At 70.6% G+C, this 20,914-nt stretch carries 22 protein-coding genes; 6 read left to right on the top strand and 16 right to left on the bottom strand.

Annotated features, from left to right (window positions below; all coding sequences use genetic code 11):
- Nucleotides 1-53: 53 nt before the first annotated feature.
- From tsaA to ACWGJB_RS46575, 4 genes are read right to left on the bottom strand one after another with little or no spacing between them, the layout of a single operon-like run.
- Entirely contained in the window at nt 54-545 is a 492-nt protein-coding gene (tsaA, locus tag ACWGJB_RS46560; protein ID WP_453386094.1) for a tRNA (N6-threonylcarbamoyladenosine(37)-N6)-methyltransferase TrmO, read from the bottom strand.
- Nucleotides 542-1,621, bottom strand: coding sequence for a thioesterase domain-containing protein (locus tag ACWGJB_RS46565; protein WP_453386095.1), 1,080 nt, complete (start codon nt 1,619-1,621; stop codon nt 542-544). Before ACWGJB_RS46565 ends, tsaA begins: the two co-directional genes overlap by 4 nt.
- A gap of 44 nt (nt 1,622-1,665) precedes the next feature.
- On the bottom strand, nt 1,666-2,904 hold the full coding sequence (locus ACWGJB_RS46570) for an MFS transporter (protein WP_453386096.1): 1,239 nt from the start codon (nt 2,902-2,904) through the stop codon (nt 1,666-1,668).
- A complete protein-coding gene (locus ACWGJB_RS46575) occupies nt 2,901-3,644 on the bottom strand; it encodes an alpha/beta fold hydrolase (protein ID WP_453386097.1) in 744 nt (247 codons plus the stop codon). The genes ACWGJB_RS46570 and ACWGJB_RS46575 overlap by 4 nt, the downstream gene beginning before the upstream one ends.
- Before the next feature lie 194 nt (nt 3,645-3,838).
- Here ACWGJB_RS46575 and ACWGJB_RS46580 point away from each other — a divergent pair, with 194 nt between their 5' ends.
- The gene (locus ACWGJB_RS46580; RefSeq protein ID WP_453386098.1) at nt 3,839-5,344 is read left to right on the top strand and encodes an amino acid adenylation domain-containing protein; all 1,506 of its coding nucleotides are present in this window, start codon (nt 3,839-3,841) and stop codon (nt 5,342-5,344) included.
- A 52-nt stretch (nt 5,345-5,396) separates the two neighbouring features.
- Entirely contained in the window at nt 5,397-5,777 is a 381-nt protein-coding gene (locus tag ACWGJB_RS46585; protein WP_453386099.1) for a hypothetical protein, read from the top strand.
- A 25-nt stretch (nt 5,778-5,802) separates the two neighbouring features.
- Here ACWGJB_RS46585 and ACWGJB_RS46590 read toward each other — a convergent pair whose 3' ends face one another.
- The 3 genes from ACWGJB_RS46590 to ACWGJB_RS46600 are packed head-to-tail and all read right to left on the bottom strand — an operon-like array spanning nt 5,803 to nt 6,810.
- Nucleotides 5,803-6,129 carry a DUF1048 domain-containing protein gene (locus ACWGJB_RS46590; protein WP_453386100.1) on the bottom strand — a complete coding sequence of 109 codons (327 nt, stop codon included), beginning with the start codon at nt 6,127-6,129 and terminating at the stop codon, nt 5,803-5,805.
- 1 nt (nt 6,130) lies between these two features.
- Nucleotides 6,131-6,487, bottom strand: coding sequence for a DUF1048 domain-containing protein (locus ACWGJB_RS46595; RefSeq protein WP_453386101.1), 357 nt, complete (start codon nt 6,485-6,487; stop codon nt 6,131-6,133).
- Nucleotides 6,484-6,810: a PadR family transcriptional regulator gene (locus ACWGJB_RS46600; RefSeq protein WP_360484491.1), complete on the bottom strand. Its 327-nt coding sequence runs from the start codon at nt 6,808-6,810 to the stop codon at nt 6,484-6,486. Before ACWGJB_RS46600 ends, ACWGJB_RS46595 begins: the two co-directional genes overlap by 4 nt.
- A gap of 187 nt (nt 6,811-6,997) precedes the next feature.
- Between ACWGJB_RS46600 and ACWGJB_RS46605 the strand changes: the two genes are divergently transcribed.
- Together ACWGJB_RS46605 and ACWGJB_RS46610 are read left to right on the top strand one after the other, a co-directional pair.
- Nucleotides 6,998-8,035 (top strand): phosphatidylinositol-specific phospholipase C domain-containing protein, encoded by a 1,038-nt coding sequence (locus ACWGJB_RS46605; RefSeq protein WP_453386102.1) that lies wholly within the window; start codon nt 6,998-7,000, stop codon nt 8,033-8,035.
- A gap of 124 nt (nt 8,036-8,159) precedes the next feature.
- Nucleotides 8,160-8,720: a glycoside hydrolase family 25 protein gene (locus tag ACWGJB_RS46610; protein ID WP_453386103.1), complete on the top strand. Its 561-nt coding sequence runs from the start codon at nt 8,160-8,162 to the stop codon at nt 8,718-8,720.
- 546 nt (nt 8,721-9,266) lie between these two features.
- Here ACWGJB_RS46610 and ACWGJB_RS46615 read toward each other — a convergent pair.
- The 3 genes from ACWGJB_RS46615 to ACWGJB_RS46625 all read right to left on the bottom strand — a co-directional run bounded on the left by ACWGJB_RS46615 (nt 9,267) and on the right by ACWGJB_RS46625 (nt 11,360).
- Complete coding sequence (locus ACWGJB_RS46615; protein ID WP_453386104.1) at nt 9,267-9,965, bottom strand: NADPH-dependent F420 reductase; 699 nt, start codon at nt 9,963-9,965, stop codon at nt 9,267-9,269.
- A gap of 189 nt (nt 9,966-10,154) precedes the next feature.
- Nucleotides 10,155-10,367, bottom strand: a complete 213-nt coding sequence (locus tag ACWGJB_RS46620; RefSeq protein ID WP_351739702.1) for an EF-hand domain-containing protein — start codon at nt 10,365-10,367, stop codon at nt 10,155-10,157.
- 48 nt (nt 10,368-10,415) lie between these two features.
- Nucleotides 10,416-11,360, bottom strand: coding sequence for a helix-turn-helix domain-containing protein (locus tag ACWGJB_RS46625; RefSeq protein ID WP_453386105.1), 945 nt, complete (start codon nt 11,358-11,360; stop codon nt 10,416-10,418).
- Nucleotides 11,361-11,413: 53 nt separating this feature from the next.
- Between ACWGJB_RS46625 and ACWGJB_RS46630 the strand changes: the two genes are divergently transcribed.
- The gene (locus ACWGJB_RS46630; RefSeq protein WP_453386106.1) at nt 11,414-12,046 is read left to right on the top strand and encodes an N-acetyltransferase family protein; all 633 of its coding nucleotides are present in this window, start codon (nt 11,414-11,416) and stop codon (nt 12,044-12,046) included.
- Between the two features lie 21 nt (nt 12,047-12,067).
- Here the strand turns inward: ACWGJB_RS46630 and ACWGJB_RS46635 are convergent, their stop codons facing one another.
- The 6 genes from ACWGJB_RS46635 to ACWGJB_RS46660 all read right to left on the bottom strand — a co-directional run bounded on the left by ACWGJB_RS46635 (nt 12,068) and on the right by ACWGJB_RS46660 (nt 18,434).
- Nucleotides 12,068-13,258 carry a YncE family protein gene (locus tag ACWGJB_RS46635; RefSeq protein ID WP_453386107.1) on the bottom strand — a complete coding sequence of 397 codons (1,191 nt, stop codon included), beginning with the start codon at nt 13,256-13,258 and terminating at the stop codon, nt 12,068-12,070.
- Complete coding sequence (locus tag ACWGJB_RS46640; RefSeq protein WP_453386108.1) at nt 13,258-14,052, bottom strand: polysaccharide deacetylase family protein; 795 nt, start codon at nt 14,050-14,052, stop codon at nt 13,258-13,260. Before ACWGJB_RS46640 ends, ACWGJB_RS46635 begins: the two co-directional genes overlap by 1 nt.
- 63 nt (nt 14,053-14,115) lie before the next feature.
- Nucleotides 14,116-14,619, bottom strand: coding sequence for an ATP-binding protein (locus tag ACWGJB_RS46645; protein ID WP_360484462.1), 504 nt, complete (start codon nt 14,617-14,619; stop codon nt 14,116-14,118).
- A gap of 290 nt (nt 14,620-14,909) precedes the next feature.
- A complete protein-coding gene (locus ACWGJB_RS46650) occupies nt 14,910-15,677 on the bottom strand; it encodes an enoyl-CoA hydratase/isomerase family protein (protein WP_360484459.1) in 768 nt (255 codons plus the stop codon).
- 113 nt (nt 15,678-15,790) lie between these two features.
- Nucleotides 15,791-17,020, bottom strand: a complete 1,230-nt coding sequence (locus ACWGJB_RS46655; RefSeq protein ID WP_453386109.1) for a L,D-transpeptidase — start codon at nt 17,018-17,020, stop codon at nt 15,791-15,793.
- Nucleotides 17,021-17,198: 178 nt separating this feature from the next.
- Nucleotides 17,199-18,434 carry an Ig-like domain-containing protein gene (locus tag ACWGJB_RS46660; protein WP_453386110.1) on the bottom strand — a complete coding sequence of 412 codons (1,236 nt, stop codon included), beginning with the start codon at nt 18,432-18,434 and terminating at the stop codon, nt 17,199-17,201.
- 243 nt (nt 18,435-18,677) lie between these two features.
- On the opposite strand from ACWGJB_RS46660, the gene glgX reads away from it, so the two are divergent.
- A complete protein-coding gene (glgX, locus tag ACWGJB_RS46665; RefSeq protein WP_453386111.1) occupies nt 18,678-20,909 on the top strand; it encodes a glycogen debranching protein GlgX in 2,232 nt (743 codons plus the stop codon).
- The last annotated feature ends 5 nt before the right edge of the window (nt 20,910-20,914 follow it).

A 20,914-nucleotide genomic window follows, 5' to 3' on the forward strand; every position in this document is an offset into this window, starting at 1 on the left:
ACGGAGCCCCACGCCGGCTTGTGGCCGGATGGCGGGGCGGAGGTCGAGAAGCGTCAGAGGTAGTAGGCGGACATCGCCTCGTGGAGCCACGCCGGTTCGCGGATGGTCTCCGGGTCCGGGTGGAAGAGCCGCTGGTACGGCTTGATGTCGAGAACCGGGGTGCCTTCCAGGGCGTCGAGGGCGCGGACGTGCAGGGTGAGGCCGTCGACGCGGACCAGTTCGCAGCGGGAGACGCCGAGCCGGTTGGGGCGCTCCTTGAGCCGCTGGGCGAGGATGCCGAGGCGCGGCAGATCGGTGCGGCCCCTGGGGTGGACCGCTCCGGTGACCGCGTCGGACTCGGCGACGAGGTGGAAGTGGAAGACCACTTCGAGGTGCGAGAACTCCTCCAGACCGGTCACGGCCTCGGGCTGGAACAGGCCGGGGTCCAGCTCGATCAGCGAGGTGACCTGGCCCCAGTGATCGTGCTCGGGCGCGGTGCGTGGCGAGCGGACGACGCCGACCGGCCGGAAGCCGTACGTGGGGGTGGTCCTGCCGGCCGTGCTCATGAGGCCGCGCTGCCGACGAGGCCGAGCTGCTCGCGCAGGCGACGGCCCAGGACCTCGACCTGGCCGGGCTCGACCATCGTGAAGTGGTCGCCGGGTACGTCGCAGACCACCGCGCGGGCGGCGAACTCGCCCCAGCCCAGGTCGTCGGGGAGGGTGCCGCCCTCCATGGACCGGTCCTCGACGCGGAAGACGGTGACCGTGCCGTCGTAGGACCCCACCCGGTACGCGGCCAGGGCGTCGAGGTTGAACTGGTACATGTCGATCATGCGGCGTAGCCGGTCGGCGTCGAAGTCGGCGGGCATGGTGCCTGCGGCGACGGCGCGTTCCACCAGTTCCCGCGCCCGGGTCTCAGGGGCGAGGCCGCGCAGCCAGTCGATGTCCAGTTCCAGCTTGAGCCCGCGCCACAGCAGGGCGCGCAGGGCGAAGTCCGGGTCACCGCTGGGCTCGACGGTGATACGGGTGTCGAGCAGCCCGACGAGGCCGACGCGCTCACCGCGCTCCTTGAGCCGACGGGCGGTCTCGTAGGCGAGCAGGCCGCCCATGGAGTAGCCGATCAGATTCCACTCGGCGTCCTTTGGATGGACGGCGGCCATCTGGTCGATGAAGGCCTCGGAGATCTCCTCCAGCGAGCCGAGGGGCTCCTCGCCGGGCAGCAGGCCGATCGACTGCACGGCCCAGAATGGCTGGTCCAGGCCCATGGCCCGAGCGATCGGCGGGTACAGCAGCACGGTCCCGGACACCGGCGGCAGGGCGTAGACGGGGCTGCCGCCCGAACCGGCCTGGATCCGCACCAACTGGCCCTGACGGTCCGCCGTTCCGCGCCGGACGATCTCCGCGAGCTCCGCGACGGTGGCCGCGGACAGCAGGTCGGCGGCGGTGAGATCGACCTGGAAGAGCCGGCGCACCTCCACGGTGAGCTTGATGGCGAGCAGCGAGTGGCCGCCCAGCGAGAAGAAGTCGTCGTGGATGCCGACGTCGTCACGTTTCAGCAACTTGCGCCAGACGTCGCACAGTTGGAGTTCCACACCGTCGCGGCCGACGCCGCTCGACGGCACGGTGGGTTCGGGGTTGACCATCGTTTTCCCCCATCGGGTGGTGTTGTACGGGACGCCCGAACCGCTCAACCGGCGGTGAGCGCAGCCGGATCGGCCGCCGGGGTACCGGCCTGTCGGCTCTGCGCCCAACGCACGGCCGGTGCCATCGACAGCCCGCCGACCAGGAACACCGCGCCGAGCAGCAGCCAGCCGGGGGTGCCCCAGTCGATGAGGAGCAGGGTCAGCGAGACCGGGCCGAACATCTGGACGGCGGCGATCCCGGTGTTGAACAGGCCCTGGTACTGGCCCTGTTTGTCGGCGGGGGCGAGTTCGTAGCCGATCAGCCAGGAGCCCGCCGACTGCACCATCTCGCCGTAGACGTGCAGCCCCGCGGCCACCACCAGGACCACCGTCGCCACCACCGCGCCACGGCCGGCCGACAGGGCGAAGGCCGCGCAGCAGCCGAGCAGTACCGCGCCCGCCACCCGGAAGGCGCGCACGGCCGGCTCCAGGGCGTCGATCCGCTTGGTGAGGGGCACCTGGAGGGCCACCACGGCGAGGGTGTTGCACAGCAGCAGGACTGCGGTGAGCGAGTGCGGGGCGTCGGTGCGCAGCGCGATCCAGAGCGGGAGGACCACCTCCAGGATCGGGATGTGCAGCAGCATCACCATGTTGATCAGGGCGAGGACCGCATACGGGGTGTCGCGCAGCACCGCGAGCCGCGGCTCACCCGGCTTCCGCTCCGACGCGGGCGGCGCGGCGGGCAGCCAAAGGAACAGCAGCCCGCACACGACGAAGCTCACCGCGTTCCCGGCGAAGACGATCTGATAGGCCGCCTTGGTGTCCCACAGCAGGGCGAGACCGCCCAGCGCCGCTCCCGCCGACACACCCACGTTGGTGACCACCCGGATCTTGGCCCGGACCCGGACGAGGCTCTCACCGGTCAGTACCGCCGGGATCAGCGCCTGCCGCGCCGCGTACGCGCCGCGCTCGAACAGCGCGTAGAGGAAGGCGATCACGACGAACAGGGGATACGAGTCGGTCGTGAGGTAGGCGGCAGTGGCGAGGCCGGCCAGCGCCAGCAGCGCCGCCGAAGTGCCGCGCGGGCCCCTGCGGTCCGCAAGGTGGCCGAAGGGAACTCCGGCGAACAGGCCCGCGATTCCGGCGATGCTGAGACCGAGGCCCAGCTGGGCCGGTGAGAATCCGACGATCCGCACGAAGTAGAGCGCGGAGCACGTCAGGAAGACACCGTTTCCCACGGCGTTGACGAGCTGTCCCAGCACCAGGGTGCGCGCGGGCCCCTCCTCGACAAAGGAGACTTTCATGAGGTTTCGTCCTCCTTGCGGACGGCGGGGAATTGGTCCCGGTAGAAAGCGCGCATGGCCGAGGTGATCTCGTCCGTGTTGCGATAGCAGTCGGCGTGGGAGCCCTTGATGAATTCCATCCGGAACAAAGCGCTGTCGCGCCGCGAAAGGCGTTCTTGCTCGTCGGACAGAATGTTGCGGCTGTCGGCCGCGGCCAGCACCAGAAGGGGAATTCCCAGCCGCTCCAGCAGGCCCGGAAGATGCCCGAAGTCGTAGGTCCAGCGCAGCAGACTTCCCTCGGCCCACTCGTCCGCGACGTGCAGGTCCGGGTGGGCGTCGAAGGACTGGTCGACGACCACCACACTGCGCACCCGGGAGGCGCCCCAGGTGACCGCGGACACGGCCGCCACCAACCCTCCGTACGAGTAGCCGACCAGGTGCAGGCCGTCGGGCAGGACGTCGCCGAAGCGGTGCAGGTCGGCCGCGAAGTCCAGCACCGAGTAGCCCCAGGCGGGCTGGTGGCTGTCGCCGTGGGCGCGCAGGGAGGGGTAGACGGCCGCGGAGCCCTTGGGGCACAGCGCGTCGCCGACCGGCCGCAACTGCCGCTTGTCGCCGCCGAATCCGTGCAGCAGGAGCATGCTCCCGGGCGCTCCGCCGCCCCCGGGCAGGCCGGGGACGGCGTCGTAGTCCAGCAGTTCGACACCGCTGCCGGCCAGAAGTGGTCGGGGAAGAATTCGTGCTTCCGGCAGGAAGGCCTCCATCGACAAACCCCTTCGAGAAATGACGGCCGCGGTCCCATAAGATTCACGACCGGCCGGCCGCGACGTCAACAGCGGCCACCGTCCCCGGAATCGGGTACGTGACACCGGGTATGAGCGGCCCCTATACCTGCTGAGGGCTGCCGCGATTCCTGCGATGCGGTCGTGGTTCCGCCGACAGAAACGGAGGGTCCTCCATGGCAGTCGAGCTCATACACCGGGCCGTCGCACACCGGGCCCGGACGACGCCCCGCGCCCTCGCCGTGGTGGACGGCGACCTGTGCCTCGACTACGCGGCGCTGGACACAGCGGCAGACGCATGGGCACGGCAGCTGGCCTCGTCCGGCGCCGGACCGGGCACGCTGGTTCCCGTACTCCTGCCGCGCTCCGCCCGGCTGTACGTCGCACTGCTCGCGGTGCTCAAGTGCGGCGCCGGCTACGCGGCCCTGAGCCCCCGGTGGCCACAGGAGCGGATCGACGGCGTGCTGCGGCAGTTGGGCGCACCCGTGCTGGTGACGGACTCGGAGGCGGGCGCCGCAGGGCATGCGGTGTGGCGGCCCCCGACGGACCTGTCGGTTCAACCCGCCCCGGACGAAGGGGCGTTCGTGCCGTACGACGGTCCGGCCGACGCACCCGCGGCGGTCTTCTTCACCTCCGGCACCAGCGGCACCCCCAAGGGGGTCGTGTCACCGCACGCGGCCACCACCCGGCTGTTCACCCCGGACGGACCGCTCGGCTTCGGGCCCGGCACCGTCATGCTGCAGGCGGCGCCCGCAGCCTGGGACGCCTTCTCCCTCGAACTGTGGGGAACGCTCACCACCGGCGGCGCCTGCGTCACCGCCCGGGAGGACTACCTCCTCCCGGACACCCTGCGCGCGGCGATCGACAACCGCGGAGTCAACACCGCCTGGCTGACGGCCTCCCTCTTCAACCTCTTCACCGAGATCGACCCGGACTGCTTCAAGGGCCTGGACCGCCTCTACATCGGCGGCGAGAAGCTGTCGACCGCCCACGTCCGCGACTTCCTCGCGCAGCACGCCGGGGTCCGGCTGTACAACGGGTACGGCCCGGTGGAGAGTTGTGTGTTCGCCACCGTCCATCCCATCGAGGCGCGGGACTGCGACGCGCCGAACGGCGTCCCCATCGGCCGCGAGGTCCCCGGCACCGAGGTGCACGTCCTGGACGACGACGGCGCGGCGTGCCCGCCCGGCGCCGTGGGCGAGCTGTGCGTCAGCGGCGCCGGCCTGGCACACGGCTACCTCGGCGACCCGGACCTGACCGCCGCACGCTTCCGCGCAGGCGACGTCGGGGGCGGGCCCCTGCGTCACTACCGGACCGGCGACCGGGGCCTGCGCGATGCCGACGGCGTCCTCCACTTCACCGGACGCACCGACCGCCAGGTCAAGATCCGCGGTTACCGCATCGAGCCCGAGGAGATCGAGGCACACGCGGCCCGGCTGCCCGGGATCACCCACTGTGCGGCCGTGCCCGTCCCCGGCCAGCTGGGCAACTTCGACCGGCTCGCGCTGTTCTACACGTCCGCCGACGACACCGCGGACAACCCCTCGGCGCTGCGCGGCTCCCTCGGCCTGCTGCTGCCCGCCCACGCCGTTCCGGACGTCGTCCACCGCGTGGACCGGCTGCCGGTCACCGCGAACGGCAAGGTCGACCGCACCGGACTGCTGGCACTGCTCCCGAGCTGACCGTCCGCTCGCTTCCCGTCGTCGAGAGCCCCTTCCAGAGAGGCGCCGCCCCATGCCCGTCATCACCCTGATGTCACCCGACCCGAGCCCCGGCAGCCCCGCTCTCGCCGGGATCGCCAAGGCGGTCACCGGATTGCTCGGCATTCAGCCGGAGCACTGCTGGGTGACCTGGCAGCGGCTCGACCCCGACGCGGTGCACCGCCCGGAGTGGCAGCGCCCGTCGGGGCCGTACGCCCCCATCGGCTTCGTCACCTGCAAGGAGACGTATCCGCGGGAGACCGTGGGGCGCCTGCTGCGGCTGCTGCGCGACGAGCTGAGCGGCCTGCTGGGCGCGCCGGCCGACGAGGTCTACCTCGCCGTGCGGCGCGCCGTGGCGGGCGAGTTGCTGGTCCGGGGCGAGGTCTGGGCGGGGGACGCGCCCCAGACCTCGTGAGAGAGATCCCCTTTGCCGGTCGGTCCTACTGCTCGGCCGTGCCGGGTTTTCCGCTGATGGACTCCTGGTAGACGTCCGCGTAGGTGCGCGAGTCCTTGATCAGGTCGTCGCAGAAGGCAGCGACGTCGTCGCCGATGAGTTCCAGGACCCCCTGGCCGGACGCGACGCCCTCTTCGAAGAAATCGACCATCCCGGGGAGCAGGGTTCCGTCGGACAGGCCGACCGGCCCGACCTTGAAGAGGTACTTCTGCATCTCCCTGTAGACGATCTGATAGTCCGCCGGGAGCGCCTTGACCCGCGCCATGTGCGCTCGCCACTGCTTCTTGCCTTCGATGATGTCTTGGATACTCACGTCAGCCTCCCAGCCGGCCCAGTTTCCTGGCGACGTTCCGGTTCAACTGCTCGCGCCACCGGTCGCGATAGCTCCGAGCCCCTTCTCCGCCGGCCAGCGCCGCGCAGAAGCCCGCGACGTCGTCGCCCAGCACCTCGTGAACGCTCTGTCCGTCCGCCGCCGTTTCCTCGAGCAGCCCCAGGGCACCGTCGAGGATCGGCATCAGGTTGCGACCCGTGAAGTCCCCGTAGGGGAAGAGGTGGGCCTTGATCTGTTCCCACGCCGCCCGGTAGTCGGCCGGCAGTGCCCCGGCCCGGGCTTCGAACGCCTTCCATTCCCGGGTGAGGTCGCTGCCGGTAATGGTCTCCCAGAAGTTCATCGCCCGCCCTCCTTGAGCTTGTCGATCCGTGAGGAGAGGTACTCCCATTTCACCCAGAACTTCGCGAGTTCTTCGCGCCCCGCGTCGTTGAGCGCATAGAACTTGCGCGGCGGCCCCATCCCGGACGGTCGTTTCGTCACCTGAACGAGCCCGTTCTTCTCCAGCCGCAGCAAGATGGTGTAGACCGTGCCCTCGATGACGTCGGCGAAGCCGAGTTCATTCAGCCGACGCGTGATGGCGTACCCGTAGGTCTCCTCCCTGCCGACGATCTCCAGCACGCAGCCCTCGAGCGTGCCCTTCAACATCTCCGTCAGGTCGTCCACCACGGGGCCCCTCTGCGGTCCTCCCGGTACTGCGTAGTACCGAGTACCACTATACGGTATCACCAAGTAGCTCAGCGAGCAGTACGTGAGGGCACCGGTCCAGCCACGTTCCCCCTGGGGCTACCGCACAGTAACCGCATGCTTCTACGCTGCCGCCAACTCACCATCAAAACTAGGGAGTTGGCTCATGCGGGTTCTCAGACGGCTGGCGGCGGTCGCCGCCGCCGGGGCGCTGTTCCTGGTGGTTCCCGGCACCGCGCACGCGGACACGGGTTCGACGAAGTTCTCCGGGACCACCGCCATCGGTACGCACAACGCGTACGAGAAGGACAAGTACACGTACTGGGCGCAGGCCCTGGACTCCGGAGCCTCGCTGCTGGAGCTGGACGTGTACGTCGACAGCATCAGCAAGCGGTGGCGGGTCAGCCACAGCAACCCGTGGGGCAACGACAACAACTGCGAAAAGGCCAACACGCCCAGCCAGTTGTACAGCCAGAGCACCAGCCAGGACCTCGGCAGCTGCCTCGACAACATGGCGGCCTGGGAGCAACTGCACCCGGACCACGCGCCCGTCGTCGTCAAGGTCGAGATGAAGGTCGGGTTCAACCAGACCATCGGCCTCGGGCCCAGCGCGTTCGACACGCTCGTCTCGCAGAAGCTCGGCAGCAGCGTGTACAAGCCCGCCGACCTGCTCGGCTCCTCCTACTCCACGCTCGACGCGGCCGCCAAGGCCGACGCCTGGCCCACCCGGGACGCGCTCAAGGGCAAGTTCATCTTCGAGCTGATCCCTGGCACGGTGGAGCAGGCCAATCCGTTCGACCACTACTGGACGGACGAGGAGTACGGGGACCACCTGCGGGACCTGTACGCGGCCGGGAACATCTCCCAGGCGCAGGCCTTTCCCGCGGTACTGGGCGCCGCGAACGGGGATCCGCGGACCAGCCGGTACGACGCCTCGATCCAGCCCTGGTTCGTGTTCTTCGACGGCGACGCCGCGACCTACGTCAACAACGGCTACGACACGTCGTTCTACTCCACGAACCACTACATCCTGATCATGACGGACGCCTACAACGTCTCACCGGCGATCTCCTCGACCAGCCCGACCGACGCCGAGGTCGCGGCACGGCTCGCGCTGCTCGCGGCCGACCACGCCGGCATCATCACCTCGGACTGGTCGACCAAGTCGGCGGCCGTGCTCGGCGAGGTGGCCGCCCGGAGCTGACAAATCACGCGCCCACGCGGATCGCCGGTGCCGATCCAGGGAATAGGGAATGCACACTTGCAATTCCTGCCCCCACCAGCGTCTCTCCCCTATCCCCCCACCGGCACCCAGGGAGTCCCCCCGCATGCTGCACGGAATCGACGTGAGCGCGTACCAGTCCTCCGCCTACGACACGGACGACCTCTCCTTCGTCTTCATCAAGGCGACGGAGGGGCGTTCGTACGTCAATCCCAAGCTCGCCGCCCAGACCAAGACCGGCCGCGACGCCGGACTGGTCGTCGGCTACTACCACTTCCTCTGGCCCGGCAACCTCACCGCCCAGGCCGAGTACTTCGTCAAACACGCCCCCGAGAAGGCCGGCGAGATCCTCGCCGTCGACTGGGAGACCACCGGCGACGGCACCCACGCGAGCAACGCCGAGAAGGACCGTTTCATCCGAACACTGCAGGAACTGCGCCCCAGCCACCGGGTGGTGCTCTACACCAACCGCAACTTCTGGCTGAACATCGACAGCACCTCGTTCGCCGGCGACGGCCTCTGGATCGCCGACTACGTCAGCGCCGGCCACCCGCGCATCGAGGCCAAGTGGCGTTTCCACCAGTACACCAGCGACCCGCACGACAAGAACGTGGCGGACTTCGCCAGCAAGGCGGCCCTCACCTCCTGGGCGAAGAAGGGGGATTGACCGCGTCCCCAGGACGGCCCCGGCCGCCGCATGCCCCTCGCCCTCTCCCCGGACGACCTGACGGGCCTGCTCCTCGCCTCCCGGCGCACGGTGAGCCGCGTCCTCGATCAGTGGAGGTGTCCCGGGGCCGGCCAGTGACGGGACGTCAGCAGTCGGCGGTGCGCGCCCCGGACCGGCTGCGGGACCAGGCGTTCGAGGGGTGAGCCCGCACAGCCCGTGTCCGACGACGGGTGAGCCCCCGAGCCCGTCGTCCGACGCGGCACGGGCGGCGGGACCGGGCTCCCCGGATCGGTCCCGCCGCCGGCCGCCCCCGTGGCCCCGCCCGTGCCGGAAGCGTCCCCCGGTCTCGCTCTCGCACGTGACGGTTCCCCCGAGCCCACGGGGAGTCCGGGTGGCACCGGGCGGCCGGTTACCGGGCCCCGGCCGCCGGGCGCGGCCTGCTGTGTCCTGGATAGAACCTGCCGGCGCCCACGTCTAGGCCATATGGCGCACAGCGCGCCGATCCCGGTCCGGGTGTGCGGAAACCCCCGGGCCCACTCCGCCGTCCTAGCCCCGGAAGCCCTCCGGCCGCTCCGGGGACGCCTCCGCCAGGGCCTTCCGTACCCCCTCGACGCCGTCCCGGAGGCCGTACACCGGGGTGCCCGGCTGCTGGCGCCACGACTCGTCGATGCCGCCGTTGTCCACCGTGTCGAAGCCGAGTTCGTCGATCAGGGCGCGGACGACCCGCTTGGCCGCCTCGTCGTCGCCGGAGACCGGGACGGCCTGGCGGCCGGGGTCGCCGGCGGGGCGGTGGCGGTCCAGGATGTCCTGGGCGTAGGTGCCGTTGAAGGCCTTGATCACGGGGTGGCCGATCCGGCGCTCGGTCCAGCGGCTCTCCGTGACGTCCCCGTCCTCGATCTCGTCGATACGGCCGTCCCGCTCGCGCGGGTAGTAGTTGCCGGTGTCGATCACGGCGACGTTCGCGGCAGCGCCGTCCAGCAGGCCCGTCGGCAGGTTCGGGACCGCCTTCACCGGGACCGTGACGACCACGACCTCGGCGCCACGCGCGGCCTCCTCGGCCCGTACGGCGGTCGCCCCCGTCTCCTCGGCGAGTTCGCGGAGCGTCTCGGGACCGCGCGAGTTCGCCACGGACACGTCGTGGCCGAGGGCGGTGAGCCGCCGGGTGAGGTTGCCACCGATGTTGCCCGCGCCGATGATGCCGATCTTCATGACACGCCTTTCGAGATTCGATGCACACGCATGCATGCACTGACGTCGGGCGACAACCTCGGTCACGCGTGACCTATTCCACAACTGCGCCGACCGGGTGAGCCGCCGCAAGTGCTTCGACCTGCCGCCGGCCCAGGAACGGCACGGCGGGCGCTGGACCGTCCGCGTCGAGTCCCGGGCATGAGAAAGGGGGCCCTGATCCCGGGCCCCCTTCGCTCCTGGCGCCTACTTGTTGAGGTGGGCCCAGAACTCGTCGAACGACAGAACCTTGTCGCCGTTGAGGTCGCGGGTCCTGATGATGGCCTCGGCCACCGTGTCGGTGACGTTCCAGTCGCCCCCCTGCGCGAGAGCGGACTTGAACTCGGCGGCGGTGATGAAACCGTCACCGTCCGCATCGATCCGCTCGAACTGCTTGCGTGCTTCCTCGATGTCCGCCACCGGATCCGCCCCTTCGTAACGCATTACTGCCTATTGACGGAGGTCAGATTATCCGGCGACACGAGCACGCAGTGCGGCGACCACCCAGGCGAACTCCTCACGGTGCGCGGCCGCGGGCCCCGTGCCCTTCACCTCGCACAGCAGCTGCCGGTACCGGGCGAGCCGGTCGTTGGACGCGGACTCCATCCGTTCGAGTACGGCGGCCAGGTCCCCGCCGCCCAGCACCTCCCGCACGATCGCCTCCGCCTCCGGCGACTCGGGAGCGATCCCCCGTTCACGGGCCTTGGCCCCCAGCTGCACCAGCCGCATGGGAAACCACGTGGCCCGCCCGGCGGCGGCACCGCGCCCCTGGTCCGCCGCGTTGAACTCGATCACCCGCCGCATCTGCGCCCGGAACTCCGGGTCCTGGACCATCTCCGCCAGTTCCACCCAGGCGTCCACCTGCTCGGGGGTGGGATCCTCCGGCAGGTCCACGGCGATGGAGCGCATCCGCTCCTCGATGCCCGGGTCCACGGCGCCGAGCCCGTGGAACAGCTCCGCCACGAACTCCTCCATGATCCGCTTCCGCTCGGCCGCCGACAGCCGTGCCAGTTTGTTCATCAGGGTCGTCTCCTCCGCACTCGAACCGCGTCGCGCCACCGTCGACAGCACCGCCCGGGTCACCTTCAGGGAGCGGATCTGCGCGTCCAGCGCCGCCACGTGCGCCGCCGCGACCTCCGCCACCGTCTGCTCGCCGGAGAGGACCGCACGCACATGCGCCAGGCCGAGGCCCAGTTCGCGCAGGGTGCGGATCAGCTCCAGCCGGGCGAAGGACTCTGCGTCGTAGAGCCGGTAGCCGCCGGTCGATCGGCCCACCGGGGTGAGCACGCCCTCGTCGGACCAGTACCGGATGGTGCGCACGGTCAGCCCGGTGGCGCGCGCCAGCTCGCCGATGGTGAAGAGTCCGGTGCTGTCTCGGGGGTCTGGGGGGCCGCCCCCCGGATAACTCGGCATGTCTGGGAGTGTGGGCCTTCCAGTGGGTGGAGACTCAAGGAGCGGGCACGGCCATGGAGACCTTGCGGGACATTCTGGACGCGGCGGCGCGCGGTGTCTTCCCGCCGCCCGACGGCCGTACGACCGTCGTCCCGCAGCCGTCCGACCGGGACGCGGGGGTCCTCTCCTTTACCGCGCACTCGGTCGTCTTCACCGACGAGGACCCCCAGTGGGTGTACGACACCCTGGGCGCGATCCCCTGCGACCCGCTGTGCGCGACCATGAACGCGCGCTTCCTCACCGCCCTGATGGACCGCACGGGCCGCGAGCAGGAGACCATCGACGCGCTGCTGGTCGCCACCCCGCTCCCGGGCCTGCCGGACCTGCCGCTGACCGAACTGACCGGCCCCGACCACTCCCGGGTCGCCTACGCCCGCGCCCGCCGCGATGAGGTGCGCGCCTGGGCGACGGAGGGCGGGGTGGTCGTCCTGGGCCGGGGGGTCGCCGGACGCCTCGAGGTCTCGGTGGAGGTGGACGAGGGGGTACGGCGGCGGGGGCTGGGCCGGGCCCTGGTGACCGCCGCCCGGCAGCTGGCCGGGGAGCCGCTGTGGGCGCAGGTCGCCCCGGGGAACGCCCGCAGCGTACGGGCGTTCCAGGCGGCCGGCTGGCTGCCGGTCGGCGCCGAGGCACTGCTGCTCCGGGCGTGAGCCCCCGCCGGCCCGGGGCGGTCAGCGGAAGATGCCGGTGTGGCCGAGGGAGTAGCGGCCCGGCTGCGGATAGACGGCGAGGCCGTGCGGGCCGCTGCCGACGTGGATGCGGGCCAGTTCGGTGCCGGTGCGGGTGTCGATGGCGTACACCTCGGAGTTGTAACGGCCGGACAGCCACAGGATCTTGCCGTCCGCCGACACCCCGCCCATGTCCGGGCTGCCGCCGCCCGGCAGCCGCCACTTCTTGGTCAGCCGGTTCTGGGCGAAGTCGAAGACGGAGATGGTGCCCTCGCCCCTGTTGGAGACGTACATCTCGCGGGAGTCGCGGCTGACGTAGAGCCCGTGGGCGCCCCTGCCGGTGGCCAGGAAGGTGGGCTTGGTGAAGCGGTCGCCGTCCAGGATCCACAGCCCGTCGGCCATCATGTCGGCGATGTAGAACAGCTTGCCGTCGGGCGAGACCTTGACGTCCTGCGGCATGGCGCCGTGGAACGGGAGTTTCTCCTGGCGGAGCACCTCCATCTTCTCGGTGTCCACCTTGAGCACCTCCCCGCTGAACTCGCAGGAGACGATGAAGTACCGGCCGTCCAGGGAGAAGTCGGCGTGGTTGACGCCGTGGCAGCTGACCGGGACGGTCTTGACGGTCTTCATGGTGTGCGCGTCCCGGAACACCAGCTGCCGGTCCGCGGAGGCCATCACGATCGCGTACCTGCCGTTGGGCGTGAAGTACAGGTTGTACGGGTCGTGCACGGCGACCGGCTGCCCGGCCCGGCCGGTCCTCGGGTCGATGGGGGTGAGGCTGTTGCCCAGGTCGTTGTTGACCCACAGGGTCTTCAGGTCCCAGGACGGCACGACGTGCTGGGGCTGGCGGCCGACCCGGATGGTCTCGGTCACCCTGTAGGTCTTCGGGTCGATGACGGAGACCGTGTCGGAGTTGGTGTTGGGGACGTAGATCCGGGACGGGAAGTCCTTGACGACGGGCGAGAGGTTGCCGGGGCGGTCGGCGGCGTACACGTCGGTCGGGTCGAGGACCGGGGGCATGCCCGGCAGCACGTCGACGACCGGCTCCGCCTTCTTCGCCTGCGGCTGCACGGGAGCGGTGCTGCGGGCGGCCGGTGTCGCGGGGTCGGATCCGCCGTCGCACGCGGACAGCAGCGCGAGGGCGGCGAGGGCGGCGCCGAGGGCGGGCAGCCGGGCGGCTTTCGTGGTTCGCATCAGCTCAGCAGCTCCGTGGTGGTGACCGCGTGCAGTCCGCGGCGGTCGAGTTCTTGGAGTACAGCGGGGAGGGCGGCGGCCGTGTCCGGATACCCGAAGTGCATGCTCACCACCGAGCCGCCCGTGACCTCCGCGAGCACCTTGCGGGTGATGGCGGCCGCGCCGGGCCGGGTGTAGTCGAGCGAGTCGACGTCGTAGGACAGCACGTGCGGGTAGCCGGCCTCGGTGGCGAGCCGGGCGACGAGCGGCGACGCGGTGGGTGCCCTGGACGGGCGGAACCAGCTGCCGATCGACCCGGTGAGCCGTCTGAGGCGGTCCGCGCAGTCGGTGATCTCCGCGCGGGCGCCGGCCTCGGCCATGGCGTTGACGGAGATGTGCCGCTGGGTGTGGTTGCCGAGGTCGTGGCCGCCGTCGAGGACGCGACGGGCCATGGCGGGATACGCGTCGAGCCAGCTGCCCACGGCCAGGACCGTGAGGCGGGCGCCGTGTTTCTCGGCGGTGGTGAGGAGCCGGGTGGCGAGGGTGGGGTCGCCCTGGCCGTGGAAGGTGAGGGCCACGGAGGTGCTCGCGCGGGGGCCGTGGGTGATCTGGAGCGGCTGTCCGGGGAAGGCGCGGGGGGCGGGGGCGGCGGGCGCGGCCGAGGTGGGGGTGGTCGAGGCGAGGTTGGCGGCAGGGTGCGGGGGTGGTGCGTCTGTACCGGTGTTGCCGCAACCGGTGGCGAGTGTGCCTCCGGCGATGAGGCCGGCGCCCGCACGGAGGACGTCGCGTCGGTTGGAGGTGGTCACCCGCCCCATTTAAGGGGGGTTGGGTAAGAAAATGGGTGATTGACCTGATAGGGGGCTCGTCAGGCGAGCCCCTCAGCGATCGGCCACCCGCATCTCGAACCACGTCGTCTTTCCTCGCGGCAGCAAATCGACGCCCCACCGGTCCGACAGCTTGTCCACCAGGAACAGGCCCCGCCCGCTGATGTCCATGTCCTGAACCGGCATCAGGCACGGCAGCCCCCGCGAGGGATCCCGCACCTCGATCCGGATCCATCCCGGGCGGCGGCGCATCCGCAGGCCGAACACGCGGGCACCGGTGTGTCGTACGGCGTTGCCCACGAGTTCGGAGACGAGTAAGACCGCGTCCTCCGTCATCTTCGGGCTGAGCCGCCACTGACGCAGGACGACGACCTGGGCGAGCCGGCGGGCGGTCGCCGCGGACTCGGGGCGGGACGGCAGCGGAACCTCGGCTTCCGTCGGGTTGCCGAAGAGTTCGATCGCCTTGAGTGCCCGCTCGTCCTCGACCGCAGGCGACCACCGCGCCGCGGCCGCACGGCTGTGTCCCCGCGGCTGTTCGATGCCCTCCAGCCCCGCCATGCCCCCATCATGGCCGCCCGGCGCGCCCTCCGGGGCCGTTCCGGAGGAATACGCCCCCGCGAAGCTCCCGCCCGACACCGGTCGAACGGCATATGCCATCGGCATTTCGGCGGTTCTGGCAGCCTGCCCGACCTGCGGCGACGGCTCATCTCCGGGCAATCGACAGACTCCCTCGACAAGGCAGACTTAAGGGTGCCTTAAGGCTCCCATAAACCGCCCCATCGAGGGACCCCGGAATCAGACACCACGTCAATTGCAAGTGGTTCGGGGTTTTTACCACCGGGCGAAGATCACAGGAACTTCGCCTTGCCCGGCCCCTCCTCCACGAAGCTCCGCATCCCGCGCTCCCGGTCCTCGGTCGCGAACAGCCCTGCGAACCAGTTCCGTTCGACGGCGAGCCCGGTCTCCAGGTCGGTCTCGACGCCGGTGTCGATCGCCTCCTTGGCCGCCCGGAGCGCGATCGCGGGCCCCTGGGCGAGTCGGGCCGCCCAGGCGTGCGCCTCGGTGTAGACGTCGGCGGCGGGTACGACCCGGTCGACCAGGCCGATGGCGAGGGCCTCGTCCGCCTTGACCATACGGCCCGTGAAGATCAGGTCCTTGGCCTTGGAGGGCCCGACCAGACGGGGCAGCCGCTGGGTGCCGCCGGCCCCCGGGATCAGCCCGAGCAGAATCTCCGGCTGACCGAGCTTGGCGTTGTCGGCGGCGATCCGGTAGTCGGCGCAGAGGGCGAGCTCGCAACCGCCGCCGAGGGCGTACCCGGTGACGGCGGCGACGACCGGCTTGGGAATCCGGGCGACGGCGGTGAAGGAGTCCTGGAGATCCCGGGAGCGCAGAATCATGGCCGCGTGGTCCATGTTCTGCATTTCCTTGATATCGGCCCCCGCCGCGAAGACCTTCTCACCGCCGTAGATCACAACGGCACGAACGTCCTCGCGGCGGGTGGCCTCTTCCGCCAGTTCCTTGAGCCGGTCCTGGGTGGCGACGTCCAGGGCGTTCATCGGCGGCCGGTCGAGACGCAGAGTGCCGACACCTTCGGCGACTTCGAGGGTTACAGTCATGCCTCGCAGGTTAGCGGGCGTTCACTGTCCCTACTCCAGGGGCGCGGGGCTGTATCGATATGCGGCTCCGCCGCGTGGGCGCGGCCGGCCCCCACCGCCCCGCAGCCGACGAACTACGCAGTCCACCGCTTCCAGGACATGTTCCAGCCGTTGAGGCCGTTGTCGGGAGACACGGTCTCGTCATGGGAGTTCTTCACGGTCACCACGTCGCCGATGATCGAGTGGTCGAAGAACCAGGCGGCCGGCACCCCCCGGTCGCCCCCGCCCCGGATGTCGCGCAGTCCCACGCACCCGTGACTGGCGTTGTAGTTGCCGAAGGCGTCCCCGCCCCAGTAGTTGCCGTGGATGAACGTGCCGGACGTGGTCAGCCGCATCGCGTCCGGCACGTCCTTGATGTCGTACTCGCCGCCGTAGCCGACCGTCTCGCCGTTCATCCGGGTCACCCGCAGCTTCTCGCTGATGACCATCTGGCCGTTCCAGGTGTCGTAGCCGGGCTTGCCGGTCGTGACGGCGAGGGTCTTCACGACCTTGCCGTCCTGCATGACCTTCATCGTGTGCTTCTTGGCGTCGACGACGGACACCTGGTTGCGGCCGATCGTGAACTTCACGGTCTTGGCCTGCTGTCCGTAGACCCCGTCGCGGCCCTCGACACCGTTGAGGTCGAGGGTGACGGAGACCTTCGTGCCGGACTTCCAGTAGTTCTCGGGACGGAAGTCGAGGCGGTCGTTGCCGAACCAGTGGCCCTGGACGTCGACCGCCGGCTCGGTCTTGACGGTGATCGCCTTCTCGACGGCGGCCGGGTCGGTGATGCCCCGGGTGAAACGTATGGAGAACGGCATCCCGACGCCGACCGTCGAGCCGTCCTCCGGCGTGAAGTAGCCGGTGAACGTGTTCTTCGGAGTGAGCGTGGTGAACGTGGAGTCCTCGGCCGACTCACGCCCCTCGGTGTCCTTCGCGACCGCGTGCACCGTGTACTTCGTGGAGTTGGCGAGGTGACCGGCCGGCGTCCAGCTGGCGCCGCCCGCCGCGATCGCCCCGTCGACCTTGTTGCCCTTGGAGTCCTTGACCTCCACGTCGGTCAGCTCGCCCTTGGCCGCGCTGACCTTGAGCTGCCCGCTGGTGTCCACGTCGGTCGCCCCGGACTTGGGGCTGATGCTGACGGTGGCGACGGACTGCTTGCTCGCCTGCGTCGTGGCGTCCTTCGCCTTGCCGTCCCCGCTGCCCTTGTCGGAGGAGCCGCCGCCCCCGCACGCGGTGACTGCCATGAGCAGAACACCGGCCGCGACGGCCAGACCCTTCCTCCGGGCCTGGACCGCCGCCCCCGATATCGGCCGTACGTTCAAAGTCGTTCTCCCCTCCCAGGGCCTGGTCAGGCCCACCCCAGCGCGTTCCGCCCGCGCATTGGCGCATATTAACCGGACGGTTTTGAGCTTGGTGTTGGGCGAATGTCACCGTTGCGTCGCAACTTCTGTCGCGTCGCACGGCGGCCTCCGCCCGCACCGAACCGTTCCCCCCACCCGGTTACTTGACCGCGCCGCCCGCCTTCCACTCCTTCCATCCCATGTTCCACCCTCCGAGGCCATTGTCGGGAGTGACCATTTTGTCGTTGCTGTGGACGACTTCGACCACGTCCCCGATCAGGGTGCGGTCGTAGAACCAGCCCGCGGGCGTGTCCGAGCTGCCGCCCTTCACGTCGCGCAGGCCCACGCAGCCGTGGCTGACGTTGACGTGTCCGGGGGCGTCCGGGGCCCAGTAGTTGCCGTGCAGGAAGGTGCCGGAGTCGGTGAGTTTGAGGGCGTGCGGGACGTCGGGGATGTCGTACTCGCCGCCGAAGCCGACCGTGCGGCTGTTCATGCGGGTCACCTCGTGCATCTCCATCACCACCATCTTCCCGTTGTAGGTGGTGTGGTCGGGCGCGCCCGCGGTGATCGGGACGGTGGCGAGCAGGTCGCCGTCGCGGCGGACCTCCATCGAGTGTTTGGCCGCGTCGACGAGGGAGACCTGGCTACGGCCGACGGTGAAGGTGAACGTCTTGTACTGGAGGCCGTAGACCCCACGGGCCCCTTCGACGTCGCGGAGTTCGAGGCCGACGGTGACGACCGTGCCGGGCTGCCAGTAGTGCGCGGGGCGGAAGTCGAGACGGTTCTTGCCGAACCAGTGCGGGCGGATCTCGACCGCGGGCCTGGCGCTGACCCGGACGGCGCGCTCGACGGCGGCCCGGTTCTCGATGTCGCGGCTGAAGGCGAGGGAGACGATCATGCCGGTGCCGACGGTGGCCCGGTTCTCGGGGGTGACGTATCCGATGAAGCGTGCGTCGGGGACCAGCGTGGTGAAGGTGGTGTGGCGGGCCGAGCGGCGGCCGTGGCCGTCCAGGGCGACCGCGTCGACCGTGTACTTGGCGGCGAGCGCGAGTTTCGGGTCGTCGGGCCGCCAGGTCGTGCCGTCGGCGGCGATGTGCCCGGGGACCGGGGAGTCCTGGGCGTCCTGGGACTTGACGACGCTGACGGATTCCAGGCGGCCGCCGGGCACCCGTACCGTCAGCCGTTCGCCGGGGTGTACGGCCTTGGTGCCGTCGTCCGGGGAGATGCGGATGACGTCCTCGGGGGCCGGCGGCGCGCCTCCGAGGACGTGGTCGATGCCGAGCCCGTCGGTGTCGTCCGAGGAGCAGCCGGCGGCGCCCGCCAGCAGCGCCGCCCATGTCAGTACCGCGGCCAACGCGGCCCCCGCGCGCCGTGCGCGCCTCTGTGGATGCCTCACGTGGGACACAACGACCGGGCCCGCCCCGGGGAAACGTGAGTGCGACGCCGGCACTGGGCAGAACAGAGGGAAGGACGACGAGCTGGGGAGCCGCCGCGCCCGCGGAAGAGCCGTCGCGGGCGTGTCCGTAGCGAGCCGCCGACCGTGCCCGGGACCGGGAGTCCGGGCACGGCCGGCTGCCCGGACGCGGGTGGGGTGCGCCCCGGGGGTCGGCGAGCCGCGGGACGACAAAGGGGCCGACAGGTGACGAGCGCAGCCGAGCAGCAGGGGGCACGGGCGCGGGCCCCGAGGGCGGAGGCCCCCGTGGTGAACGGGACGGCCCTGCCCGTCCCGGCCGCCTGGCCGGGGTCGTCGACTCCGCTGGGCGCCCGGTTCCGGGTCGGCCCGGACGGGGTGGCCGGCACCAACTTCGCCCTGTGGGCGGCCGGGGCCGAGGCGGTCCGGCTCTGCCTCTTCGACGAGCAGGGCCGGGAGACGAGGATCCCGCTGACCGAACTGACGCACGAGATCTGGCACGGGTTCGTGCCGGGCGTGCTGCCGGGGCAGCGGTACGGCTACCGGGTCGACGGCCGCTGGGACCCGTGGACCGGCGCCCGCTGGAACCCGGCGAAGCTGCTGCTCGACCCGTACGCGCGTGCGGTGGACGGCGAGTTCGGACTGCCGCCCGAGGTGTACGGGCATGTCCGGGACTGGCCGGACCAGCAGGTCGCCGACACCGTCCGGGACGACCGGGACTCGGCGCCGTACGTCCCGAAGGGCGTGGTCGTCCACGATGACGACGACTGGTCCGACGACCACCGCCCGAAGACCCCGTGGGCGGACTCCGTCATCTACGAGCTGCATGTGCGCGGCTTCACCAGACTGCACCCCGGGATACCCGAGGAACTCCGCGGCACCTACGCGGGGCTCGCCCACCCGGCCGCCGTCGAGCACCTCGTGAACCTCGGTGTGACGGCCGTGGAGCTCCTCCCCGTGCACCAGTTCGCGCACGAGGACCACCTGTTGAAGCGGGGCCTGAGGAACTACTGGGGCTACAACTCCATCGGCTACTTCGCCCCGCACGCCGCCTATGCCGCCTCCGGTACGACGGGACAGCAGGTCGGCGAGTTCAAGCGGATGGTGCGCGCGCTGCACGCGGCCGGCATCGAGGTCATCCTCGACGTCGTCTACAACCACACGGCCGAGGCCGGCGAGCTGGGCCCGACACTGTCCCTGAAGGGCATCGACAACCGGGGCTACTACCGGCTCCAGGACGACGCCCGGCACTTCGCCGACTACACCGGCTGCGGCAACACCCTGCACGTGGTCCGGCCGCATGTGCTGCGGCTGATCACGGACTCACTGCGGTACTGGGTGACCGAGATGGGGGTGGACGGCTTCCGCTTCGACCTCGCGGCCGCACTGGCCCGCTCGATGCACGACGTCGACATGCTCTCCCCCTTTCTCGCGGTGATCGCCCAGGACCCGGTGCTGCGCCGGGTCAAGCTGATCGCCGAACCGTGGGACGTGGGCTCCGGTGGCTACCAGGTGGGCGCCTTCCCGCCGCTGTGGACGGAGTGGAACGACCGCTACCGGGACGCCGTCCGGGACTTCTGGCGCGGTGCCCTCCCGGACGTCCACGACCTCGGCTACCGCCTCTCCGGCTCCAGCGACCTCTACGCCTGGGGCGGCCGGCGCCCCTACGCCTCCGTCAACTTCATCACCGCGCACGACGGTTACACCCTGCGCGACCTGGTGTCGTACCAGGCGAAGCACAACGAGGCCAACGGCGAGAACAACCGCGACGGCACCAGCGACAACCGCTCCTGGAACTGCGGGGCGGAGGGCGAGACGGCCGACGAGGGCGTACGGGCGCTGCGCAGGCGGCAGTTGCGGAACCTCCTGACGACCCTGCTGCTGTCGACGGGGGTTCCGATGCTGGTCGCCGGCGACGAACTGGGCCGCACCCAGCGCGGCAACAACAACGCCTACTGCCAGGACAACGAAATCAGCTGGCTGGACTGGGGACTGCTGGACGACCCGGCCTGGCGGCCGCTGTTGGACCTCACCTCCCGGCTGATCCGGCTGCGCCACCGCCATCCGGTGCTGCGCCGCCGCTCCTTCTTCTCCGGCCGCGCCCACTCCGCGGACGGGCTGCGCGACCTGGCCTGGTTCACGGCGCACGGCGAGGAGATGACCGAGGGCGACTGGTACGCGCCTGCCGCCACCCTCGGCATGTATCTCTCCGGGCGGGACATCCCCGGCCGCGACGAGCGCGGGGCGCCGGTCCTGGACGACAGCTTCCTGACCGTCTTGCACGCCGGCGACCGCCCGGCGGAGTTCCTGCTGCCGGGCCCGCCGTGGGCGGAACGCTACGAGGTGCTCGTCGACACCTCGCGGGAGGAGCAGAGCGAGGCACCGGGCGTGGTGCACGAGGCCGGCACGGTCATCACGGTGCCCGCGCGGACGGTGCTGCTGCTGAGGGTGGTCGGCTGACGCGG

Source organism: Streptomyces sp. NPDC054813 (genome assembly GCF_053611365.1).